At 39.6% G+C, this 10,768-nt stretch carries 11 protein-coding genes; 4 read left to right on the forward strand and 7 right to left on the reverse strand.

Going from position 1 to position 10,768, the window contains the following annotated elements:
• Nucleotides 1-183: 183 nt before the first annotated feature.
• Nucleotides 184-636, reverse strand: coding sequence for a YbjN domain-containing protein (locus F7734_RS32725; protein ID WP_155748715.1), 453 nt, complete (start codon nt 634-636; stop codon nt 184-186).
• A gap of 52 nt (nt 637-688) precedes the next feature.
• On the reverse strand, nt 689-1,957 hold the full coding sequence (locus F7734_RS32730; RefSeq protein ID WP_155748716.1) for an Hsp70 family protein: 1,269 nt from the start codon (nt 1,955-1,957) through the stop codon (nt 689-691).
• A gap of 246 nt (nt 1,958-2,203) precedes the next feature.
• Here F7734_RS32730 and F7734_RS62325 point away from each other — a divergent pair, with 246 nt between their 5' ends.
• From F7734_RS62325 to F7734_RS32745, 3 genes are all read left to right on the forward strand, one after another.
• Nucleotides 2,204-2,362, forward strand: a complete 159-nt coding sequence (locus F7734_RS62325; RefSeq protein ID WP_155748717.1) for a hypothetical protein — start codon at nt 2,204-2,206, stop codon at nt 2,360-2,362.
• Between the two features lie 130 nt (nt 2,363-2,492).
• The gene (locus tag F7734_RS32740; protein ID WP_207714273.1) at nt 2,493-2,780 is read left to right on the forward strand and encodes a hypothetical protein; all 288 of its coding nucleotides are present in this window, start codon (nt 2,493-2,495) and stop codon (nt 2,778-2,780) included.
• Nucleotides 2,780-3,490: a DUF928 domain-containing protein gene (locus F7734_RS32745; RefSeq protein ID WP_155748719.1), complete on the forward strand. Its 711-nt coding sequence runs from the start codon at nt 2,780-2,782 to the stop codon at nt 3,488-3,490. The genes F7734_RS32740 and F7734_RS32745 overlap by 1 nt, the downstream gene beginning before the upstream one ends.
• Before the next feature lie 338 nt (nt 3,491-3,828).
• On the opposite strand, the gene F7734_RS32750 is transcribed toward F7734_RS32745, so the two are convergent.
• The 3 genes from F7734_RS32750 to F7734_RS32760 form a co-directional block, all read right to left on the reverse strand.
• Nucleotides 3,829-4,575: a hypothetical protein gene (locus tag F7734_RS32750; protein WP_155748720.1), complete on the reverse strand. Its 747-nt coding sequence runs from the start codon at nt 4,573-4,575 to the stop codon at nt 3,829-3,831.
• A 174-nt stretch (nt 4,576-4,749) separates the two neighbouring features.
• A complete protein-coding gene (locus F7734_RS32755; protein WP_155748721.1) occupies nt 4,750-6,894 on the reverse strand; it encodes a peptidase domain-containing ABC transporter in 2,145 nt (714 codons plus the stop codon).
• 392 nt (nt 6,895-7,286) lie between these two features.
• Complete coding sequence (locus F7734_RS32760) at nt 7,287-7,607, reverse strand: hypothetical protein (RefSeq protein WP_155748722.1); 321 nt, start codon at nt 7,605-7,607, stop codon at nt 7,287-7,289.
• A 476-nt stretch (nt 7,608-8,083) separates the two neighbouring features.
• On the opposite strand from F7734_RS32760, the gene F7734_RS32765 reads away from it, so the two are divergent.
• Nucleotides 8,084-9,463 carry an HlyD family efflux transporter periplasmic adaptor subunit gene (locus F7734_RS32765; RefSeq protein ID WP_155748723.1) on the forward strand — a complete coding sequence of 460 codons (1,380 nt, stop codon included), beginning with the start codon at nt 8,084-8,086 and terminating at the stop codon, nt 9,461-9,463.
• A gap of 158 nt (nt 9,464-9,621) precedes the next feature.
• On the opposite strand, the gene F7734_RS32770 is transcribed toward F7734_RS32765, so the two are convergent.
• Both F7734_RS32770 and F7734_RS32775 read right to left on the reverse strand, forming a co-directional pair.
• Nucleotides 9,622-9,792, reverse strand: a complete 171-nt coding sequence (locus F7734_RS32770) for a DUF3368 domain-containing protein (protein ID WP_243147212.1) — start codon at nt 9,790-9,792, stop codon at nt 9,622-9,624.
• Between the two features lie 45 nt (nt 9,793-9,837).
• The gene (locus F7734_RS32775) at nt 9,838-10,053 is read right to left on the reverse strand and encodes a hypothetical protein (protein WP_155748724.1); all 216 of its coding nucleotides are present in this window, start codon (nt 10,051-10,053) and stop codon (nt 9,838-9,840) included.
• Between the last annotated feature and the right edge of the window lie 715 nt (nt 10,054-10,768).

Below are 10,768 nucleotides of genomic sequence, written 5' to 3' on the forward strand. Positions count from 1 at the left end.
CTGTACAATTGCTTTGGTCAAGCACCGATCAACTTTAAATTTGCTATTCTACTTAAAACTGGAGATTTTGCATCTAGTTTTTACTGCTATGTTTATGGTACTTGTCATTCAACTCTGTTATAAAAAGAGCAAAATCTCCCGTATTGGTTAAAATTGAGTTGATTCAATCAACTCAATTTATTCTTAAAAACCTCCTTTTTGATGAGCTTCAGTCCAAAAGTTATTAGCAGACACAAAGACTGTGTTTGTAAAATCATTGAGTAGTTCTTGGTGAATTCCAGTCTCTAAATCTATCTCTTCTTCAACAAGAATCTGAGCAGTCGTATCAGTATCAGGATTATTAATATGCAAAAAAGCTTTGCCCCATCGTTTGTGAGCATTCCACTCATTACAGAGCTTCATTGCACGTCCCCAATCTTTTTTGGAAATTCGCTTATCAGAATAAACTCGAACTGCGTAAATTGACTTGTTTTCACCCTCAACAGTCATCCACAAAGATAATTCACATCCTGTATCTTCATCACGTGCAAACTCAACCACAAAGTTACCGTTTTGGTCTTGCAAATATTTCCAACTTTGTTTGGAATCTAGGTAATTTTTAATCATGTTGCGATCAAATGTTTGAACCGTAGACATAACTGCCTCCTAATTTACATAAAAAATGTGAGAATTTTTGCTAAGAAATTGGTTAACTGAACAACTGATTTATTTGCTGTAGAACATCATCCTCTTGCGAAATCGAGGGTTGATGGCAATCTTCCACTGTAGCTTCTTGATTTTGTGCTTCATGGGACAATCCAAAAGCTTCATCAATTTGGTTGATAATCTCAGCTTCCGCAGAAGAAAGAGGATGAGATATTTGCAATTGCCTTGGTGGTGGTTGTGGAAGCTGCAAAGGTGTAACTTTGCCTATTGCTGCACCCAAACAAACCGCCAACTCTGGCTCATCTACTAATAAATGCGGTCTGCCAAATTTACCTTCCACAGTTTCCTGCACATAGGGAATGCGACAACTACCCCCCACCAATAACACTTGATTAACTTGCCCCCACTCTAACCCCGCACTCCTCACCAATTGGTCACAACAATCAATCGTTTCACCAATCAAAGGCTCAATCATGCCATTGAAAACTTGCCGAGTCAGAGTATAAGACTCCCCATCCCCAATGGGAATATAAACTTGTGCTTCTTCCGCCTCACTCAGTTGATGCTTGAGTTGCCGACAAAAATCGCCCACAATGGCTTTATTGCGCCAATCTTTTTTATCCTCCAGTCGTCGCCCCAAAGCTTCACTACATTGCTGCTTGAGATGCTGATAAATTTCCCAGTCAAAATCTTTACCGCCGCAGTTTGGCAACCCTTTCGGCATTGCCAGAATCTTGTATCCTGACTCCCTTTTCTCAATCAGCGTCGCATCAAAAGTCCCACCACCCAAGTCATAAACTAAGATGATTTCACCTTCTTCAACGGGTGCATGACGAGAATAATAAATTGCGGCGGCTACTGGTTCTTCCAGTAACTCGACTTGACTAAAACCTGCTGTGATGCCCGCTTCTTGCATCATCTTGCGCTTGTAAGCTTTGTATGTAGCTGGCACAGTAATAATGGCATCGCTGAGGGGTTGCATCCCCCGCCCCTTGACTACCTGATCCGCTTCCACTTTCAACTTGCGGATCACCTCAGTCACCAGTTCTTCTGGTAGCAGTTGGCAGTTACCCAAAGTATAGGGAGTGTCGCTACCCAAATCTCGCTTAAACTCGTGGCAATATCGCTGGGGGTCTTGTTGACGGGCGTGTTCCGCCGCGTGTCCCACTAATATTTGCCCCTGTGCTGTGACAAAAATGCTGGATGGGAAACAATAGTCATGCTTCAAAGGTTCCGCAATCCGTTTAAGTGTGCCATCCAGTAGCAGGGCTGCACTGGAATTACAAGTGCCAAAATCAATGCCTAACCACATACCCACTTCCCCAGAACTGAGTAGAGCGTTTTGTATTTGTCCTGAACGAGAAGCTTTGTCTGTTTTTAGTGAATTTTACTAGGTTTTACCTTCGTAGCTTTTCGCGGCGCGCCTTAAGGCTATGATTGCTCTCGTCTACCTTAAAAATAGAAAAAAACTTTGAGGAACTTGTGAGGATGACCAAGTATAATTGCCAGCCAGTACTAGTGTGCTATTTATAACTGCATATTTACAGCCAAGTCAACTATGCCTCTACAGTGTATCGTGATGTATTGCATCCAAATGAGAAGCGCTGTAGTCATGGAGTTGGAAGTTGGAGATGTGCGGCTCTTATGTAGCGATGGTTTATGGGAACAGGTAAGTAACTCGGCAGAATTAATTACACAAATAACTGGTAATATATAATTCAAATTCACTTTGTATAAAAAAATCCAGATAAGATGTTCTTTATCTAAAATTTACTCACAATTTCCTCAAATTTAATTTTTAGTATCAAAGTTAAAGACAAAGAAGATTATGCTTGGAGGGCTAGCTTATGTCGGATGTTGTCAATAAGTGTTCAAAATGTGGTTCTACCAATACCGAATGTCAATTCGTGATACGAAATCTCGTTGAAGTTACTAAAGACACCATAAAAGATGCGTATCAAGCAGGAGGGGAGTTAATACCGAGTGTAAAGCATTTGTTTGGAGCAATGATTGGTGCTGCTACAAGTCCTGTGACTGTTGTCCTTGAAGAAAGTCATTATCAAATTGAAGTGGCGATCGCTGAAGTATTTAAAGCTAAATTTCAAGTTCTATTTCAGAAAAAAACGTGGCGATAATGACTTTACAAAAACTGATTTTAAGTTGGGCAATATTAACGTTTGGACTCATGAATTTTACGCTTCCTCTGGTAAATGTGAGTGCTCAAAGTGCTAATAAAAATCAAACAGTTGCTCAAAAACGCCAACGTGTAACTTTTAAACCACCAAATCGAGGCGCACCAAAAAAGCGTGTAGTTGCTTCGAGTCGTAAAGGTTGTCCGGTTATCAAACAATCTTTGACAGCTTTAGTACCAGCGCGAGATGTCAATTTAACATACTCTGAACATCCAACATTTTGGTTTTATATTCCGGCTTTACCATCCCAGACAACAATTGGGGAGTTTATCATACAAGATAAGCAAAAAAATGATGTGTATCGTAATTTACTAACATTACCAGAAAAAGAGGGTATTATTCGTGTAAATATACCCACAAATACACAGCAATCTTTAACATTAAATCAAACCTATCACTGGTATTTTAAAATATACTGCGATCCCCAAGAATCTTCAGTTTATTTCTTTATTGATGGTCATGTAGAACGAGTTTCACCCAATAATTATACTCCAGAGAATATTTGGTTTGATAACTTAAATGATTTAGCAGAAAAGCTTCGTGCTTCACCACAAGATCCAACAATTAGAGAAGACTGGACAGCATTTTTAAAAGATGGAGAATTAACAGAATTTGCGAAAGAGCCACTGTTACCTTGTTGCTCAGCACAGTAGCTTAGCAATTAAAATCGCAGCTAGATAAATTTCTTGCGTGACTTTATCACGGGAAGCTCTCAAACCACGAAATAGCCTTACTTTTCCACCACCTAATTCTCAATAAATCTAAGTTAATGAAAATGGCTAAGGAAAAAATCAGGGCTTGGGAAACTCTCAACTAGGAGCTTTTCCATATGCCATGAAAAGTCAAATTTCTTACGAAATGAATTAATTCACAGGTTCTTGAAGAAATCGACTAAAAATACGAAAACATGTAGGTTGGGTTGAGACACGAAACCCAACATTTATCAGCATTTGTTGGGTTTCGCTGACGCTCAACCCAACCTACAATTTCCTTATCCGAGCAGTATTGGTAGTTGACTAGTTAATTCAGGATCTTTAATATAAAGTGTATCTACAGAATCTAAGGGTGAGACAGTATCAATAGGAGCCGAAATTTGTCCTAGCGCAATTTTCCGCTCGACGAAATCCTGAGAAGATTTTTCTGCTGGGTTTTCGACAACATTCCACAGATCGTATAAGTAGGCTTCACCTATTTCATTAGCATTAAAACTCTGATAAGAATTAGATGAATTATTGCCGAGATTTACAAATGTGTAATAATAGTTAGTTATTGAATCTAAAGAACCATCAATATCCTTGTCAGACGATACTTTAGTCAAATTACCAAAAACATCGTAGCTATAACTGGTAAGAAAATCCCAATTGCCATTGCCATCAAAATCAGATAAAATACTCGTCACTTTGCCCTGAGTATCATAGAAATAGTAATTAACTAACTCAGCAATCCCATCAGCTTTTTCGTCAAACCACTCACTCGTCAATTTACCCTGAGCATCATAGAAATAGTAATTAACCAACTCAGCAATCCCATCAGCTTTCTCATCAAACCATACCTTAGTCAAATTACCAACAACATCGTAGTTATAATTAGTCAGAAAATCCCAAGTACCATTGTTATCGATATCAGACCATATGCCCGTGAGATTTCCTATAGTATTGTAGGTAAAAGAAAAAACCCGATCGATAATTCCATTCCCATTCAAGTCCGAATTTATTTGATAAAGTAAAAATGTAGACATTGTTCTTACTCCTTTGAAACACTGTTTTAACCCTTTTTAAAATGGGTTATTTGGAAGTTGAAATTTTAAGCACTCAGTTCTCACTCTCTTCTCAGGATAGAAATGCAGAATTATGCACTGGAGTTTAGATGATATTTTAAAAGTGGGGTGTATTGTAAGAAAACTCACATCCAGTCAAGGAATCAAAAAGCCTAAATGCTCACCGGGCAATTGTTGTAACTCTTGTGGGCTTCCAAACAACTTCAACCTCCCTTGCTCAATCATCACAACCCAATCAGCTCGATGAATAACTCTCGGGCGATGGCTAATCAAAATAGTTGTTTTACCCTGTCGGTAATGTAAAAGTTGGTCTAACACCGTGGCTTCTAAAACTGGGTCAAGTGAACCTGTAGCTTCATCTAAAATGAGTATGGGTGGATCGGTAACAATGGCTCTGGCGATCGCTAACCTCTGCTTTTGACCACCACTGAGATTAGCGCCAAATTCTCCCAAGATCGTTTGATACTTATCAGGCAACTCACTAATAAATTCATCAGCACTGACTATCTGGCAAGCCTTGACGATGTGCTCAAATGTAATATTGGGATAGGAAAAGCGGAAATTATCCAAAATTGAGCGACTCCAGAAATGGGGTTCTTGAGGAACGAGTACTACTTGTTGTCGCAAGAATTCTAGAGACAGGTCTTGCTGATTATAGATACCATAGCGAATGTTACCCGATTGTAGTTCATATAAACCAGCAATTAATTTAGCGAGGCTACTTTTACCACAGCCAGATTGACCAATTAACGCTGTAACTTTTCCTCCTGGAATTGTTAAGTTAAAATCATTCAACAAGTCAACTTTCCCAGCATAGTGGAAAGTAAGATGGGTGCAGATAATTTCTGCATTGTCAAGAATAGATGCTTGCGGCTTGAGTGCTTGAGTATTGTCTTCTGGAGTCGAGTCTAGGACTTCAGAAAGGCGTTGAATAACAACCTGAGCAGTCATAAATTCATCCACTAGCCCAAGTGCCGAACCTAAAAAGTCAAGAACGTAGTTATTTAAAGCATAAAAAGCCAGCAACTGACCAATAGTTAAAGTACGCTGGATGACGAAGTAACCACCTAACCAAAGTAAGCCGACAGTCGTAACACCGCTTAGGAGCCCTGTCAGAGTAGTGCTATATAGTTGCACTTTCATGGTTCCCCAGCTTAAATTGGCAAGGCGACCAAAATTTCGCTGATACTCTTCCCAAGCTTGAGGAGTCGCTTGAGTTGTTTTCAGAACGAGAGATCCACGAAAAGTTTCTACTAGAAAGCCTTGATTCTCTGTTCCTTCAACAATCAAGCAACGAGTTTTTTGCTGCAAACTAGGAACGAATAACAAGTTGACAACCGCGATCGCAACAAAGGCGGTAAGGAAAGCGAGGGTCAACTGCCAACTGTAAAACAGCATCAATCCTAGGGAGACAAAGGCAACAAAAAACTGGCTGGGCAAACCAAGAACGATTTGGGAAACAAGAGTATTGACTTTTCTAATGTCGGCAATGCGACTAACGACTTCTCCACTACGATGGGCATCAAAGTAGGATAAGGGCAAGCGCAGAAGTTTATAGCCATAATCAAGAATGAGTCCTAGCTGTAGGCGCTCGCTAAAATGACCGATCAAAAAAGATTGAATTAAGCTGATAGTGCTTCTGAACAAATTTACAGCGATAACTGCGATCGCCACAGTTGTCAAAAGTTGTAAATCTCCCCGTACTAAAACCTCATCAGTGAGGAGTTGCATCATCATTGGCAGAGCCAGGGCGAGCAGACCGATCGCAAGGTTAATAGCAATAGCTTCTGCTAAGAGGTAACGATAAGGCCAGACTCGTCTGAGGAAGCGCCCAAAGCCTCCCACTTTATCTTCCGGTTGCTCGAAAAAGCGAGTGTCATCAGGCAGCAAAATTAACATAGTACCATCCAGCCAACCTGTCATCAACTCTTGATAAGTGAGGTAGCGAATGCCAACAGCTGGGTCAGAAATGACATATTTTTTACCCTGCTTACCATACAATACCACCCAGTGAAAACCTTTCCAGTGGATAATAGCGGGAAGCGGGGCTTCATTGAGTTTATCAATGAATTCAGTCGTAGCTCTGACTTGACGGGCATTGAATCCAAGAGCTTCTGCGCCCCGTCGCAACCCTAATAGAGTGGTGCCACTTGACCCGGTACCAACGGCTGACCGGATATGATTAAGGGCAAAGCTACGCCCATAGTATTTAGCAACAGTAGCAAGGCAAGCAGCACCACAGTCTTCCTCGCTGTGTTGACGCACGCTCTCGAATTTCATGTGTTAACTACCCCTTTGGGTTTACTCGCTAACAGATAAAACTATGTCATTCTAGATTTTGACTAGGAGATCCAAACTTATGATTATTATTCGCCCAGAAAATAATACTGTTCATTGAGAATATAGGTTCCCAGGGACAATACCTTCGCCATTTTTGAAGGGTAAAGTGGTGGTGCTTTAACCATGAAAGCCCGTTCTTCTGTGACAAGGCAAAAATCATTAGCCTTGAAAAACAGCCTCAGTTTTCCGGAAAGAATTTTGATTCAATAGCCTGCACAGTAAGAATTGAGATTTTGGCATTTGAGCGCAAAAACACACATGGATAAGAAATTTTCGTTGAAAATGGCAAAAGTTTGTGTACTAGGCAAAAATGGCAAAATTGGTCTAGGCTTCTATTTTAGCGGAGGTATTGCAGGGAACATTCTTATTGCCGTATCTGTAAAAGTCATCCATGAGCTAACCCGACCAAAAACAGGTCCAAGCTCATTAGGTGGGTAAGAGCCAAAGTATACCGTGTTTACGGAACTGGGGTTAGGTAAGACCTGAAAATCTCTCATTCCAAACAAACCCTTGGGGGCAGAGGTGTATCTAAAGGTAGGCGGCAACTGACCCCCAAGCATAGTAGCAGCAGCTTCATTGGAAAGCTCTGATACTCCTGCAACGCGATCTAGGTCTTGATAAGAATTGCTTTTGAGGCTGTTGTGCTTCAACATATCTTTAGTCTCCTTATTTCCTTTGAAATCTTTACTTCACTCTTGTATCAGGAAGGAAAAGCAAAATTATGCAATGGGAGATCGATGTAAATTTTAATTTGACTTAAAAATTGCAACTCGTGGGCAAGTGCGATCGCATATTTCAGAAAAGCTAGGTTTGTCTACGACAAATCAAGGTTTCTAAATTGTACGATTTCCAAGAAACTTAGTCTTTGAAGCTAGTGCTTGAGAAAAATTGCTTTTGAGGCTATGTTTTAACATCTCTTATACCTCCTTATTTCCTTTGAAATCTTTAGTTGGATTCTTTTTCTTTCCGTAAGAATCTTCCTTTAGACTAACTCCAAATTAGTTGCATTTCTATCTATTTACAACAGTCTTGGTTTAACTTAGTGTATTTACTTATTACTTTAAAAACTTTAATAAAAGCTTTATTTGCCAAATTATGGTAGTATTAAGTCATCATAGCCTATTGTGTTATGGATAGCGTAAATTTTCCTTCAAAACAACAAGTTTCCTCGTCCTACCTCAAGCAGGATCTTAACCCCTCTTCTCTTCATCCCTCGACTCCTGAAGAATTTTTGCCTTCGATTGGTCGATGGGTAACCCTAGGAGGGCTAGTTTTCCTCATTGGCTTTGGTGCAGCGATCGCTCTTGTTAGTGTCTTGAAATACAAAGTTACTGTGAAAGCCCCTGCCACGATTCGCCCTGTAGGTGAATTGCGTCTCGTACAAGCAGCTACAGAAGGAACTATCAAAAGCCTCAACGTGGCAGAGAATCAAACAGTTCAAAAAGGGGATGTGATTGCTTATATTGATAATTTCCGTTTTCAGACGAAAAAGAGTCAACTACAAGGTAATATTCACCAAGCTCGACAACAGTTGACTCAAGTTGACGCTCAAATTCAGGCAATCAACGAGCAGATGACTGCGGAAGTTGAGCAGACGAAACGCACTCTTGCTTCTGCCCAAGCTCAACTCACTCTTAAACAACGTAACTATGAAGATAAGCTAATTACTACAGCCGCCGAAGTGGAAGAGACAGAAGCTGCCTTAGAATTAGCTAGAGATGAATTGAGTCGATACTATCAACTAGCTAATACAGGGGCAATCGCTCAGTTACAACTGAAAGAAAAAGAATCCGCTCTCAAAGCTGCCATCGCTAGACATAAACGTGTCCGCTCTACTCTCAATCCTAGTAATGCAGAGGTAGTCATGGCACAAGAAGAAATTGCCCGCGAAACAGCCAGAGCTAAAGCAACCCAAGCAACATTAAAACAACAACGAGAGCAGCTTATTCAAAGGCGGGTTGAAATCCAGAATCAACTCAACAGCGATCGCAACGAACTCCAACAAATCGAAACCGAACTAAAAAACACTATTATTCGCGCTTCTACATCTGGCATCATTCAAAAACTGAATTTACGCAATCCAGAACAAGTTGTACGTCCTGGAGATGTCATTGCCCAAATTGTCAAGAGTCAAGCTCCTTTAGAAATCAAAGCATTAGTCAGTTCTCAAGATATTAATAAAGTAAAGATAGATCAACCAGTACAAATGCGAGTATCAGCTTGTTCCTACACAGACTACGGCACCCTTAAAGGTACTGTTAGCGCTATTTCTCCAGATAGTATTACTTATGAAAGCAAGGATGCAGATAACTTACCTATGAAAAGTGGGGGGGAAATAGCTAGTGCTACTTACGAAGTGACTATAAACCCAGAAACACTGACCTTAAGTGCTGGAAAAAATAAATGTGCTATTCAGTCAGGGATGCAAGGTCAAGCTGAGATTCTTGCTCAAGAAGAGACAGTTTTAACCTTCATTCTTAGAAAAGCCAAACTGTTAATAGATTTGTAAACACAATCTTCTTTTAGAATACCTTCGCCACAAATCTCAACAACTTGGTGGAGAAAGAGCACTGGAATAGCAAGTGCCAAAGTCAATTCCGAGTTTCATTCTTCTGCTTGTTGTTTGAGGAACTGAATTAAATCAACAGATAGCCATAAACCAGCATCTTATATAGCTTGAATTTGTTCTGAAATTTCAGTAATTAAACCTTGTTTCTTTGCCAAGACAAGCATTCCTAAAGTTCCCATAAATGGAATGTTTAAGGTTTTAGCTACCCGTCTAGCAGCAGCATCATCAATAATTGCCCGATAACCAGTATTTTCTAGAGCAAAGCTCAAAACTTCAGATTCTCCACGATCTAATCCCCAAGCTAGGTAAATAAACTAAACGCTAAATTTTTCTTGGAGACGTTGTGTAATTAATTTAATTTGTTCTTCACTGGTAAGGGTTTCTAGTTCATTGACACTTAAGATCGTTTGCTTGGGATGTTGATGTTTTCGATTTAGGTAAGCATAAAATGCGTCTCGATCATCCTTGTGATTGAGAAAATATTGCTTCAGTTCTTGCTCGCTCATTTTGGTATAGTCAACATTATTCATTAGAATATTTCTCCATCGGGTGCAATTTCAATTTCGATGTTTTCCTGATGTCCCGCTAAAATAAACAGGTTATTAGTGCGTTCATCTATTCGGACAATGTGAATAGGTTTGAACATAATATTTGTTAATGTATAACACATTATATATAAACTTTTAAGCTGTTTAATCGTCGGTGCATTCATATTAAGCAAGTAGGCAAAATTAAAGTTACACGTGTTGACAATGAACATGGAACAGGGATAGGTAACCAATTTTACACAGGTACTTAATCTGATGAGTCTTACCTATATTCTACCCTAAAAGTCCTGAAACCATACATCATCCCGAATAGTATCAAAATCTGTGTTGGTTTTTGCCATTTCTTGATGTTTAACCTGTAGGGGCTTAACACTGTTAAATCCTCAATATTTAGATTTCTTGTTGCAACAGAGACTTAAATCCCGATCGCGGGATTGTGGTTAGCTCTATCAAAATGGCAAATTCATTTGGTGTTATGGTTTGTGCTCCCCAAGCCAGAAGTCCACACACGTAATTACTTGTATAAAGTATTACATAAAATCCATACCCTGACAAACGCCGAACAACCCTGTGTCCGTCTTTTTTTAGAAAAATCTAAAATTTACTCACAATTTCCTCAAATTTTAAAATATACTGCGATCCCCAAGAATCTTCAGTTTATTTCTTTATTGATGGTCATGTAGAACGAGTTTCACCC

Source organism: Scytonema sp. UIC 10036, from assembly GCF_009725235.1.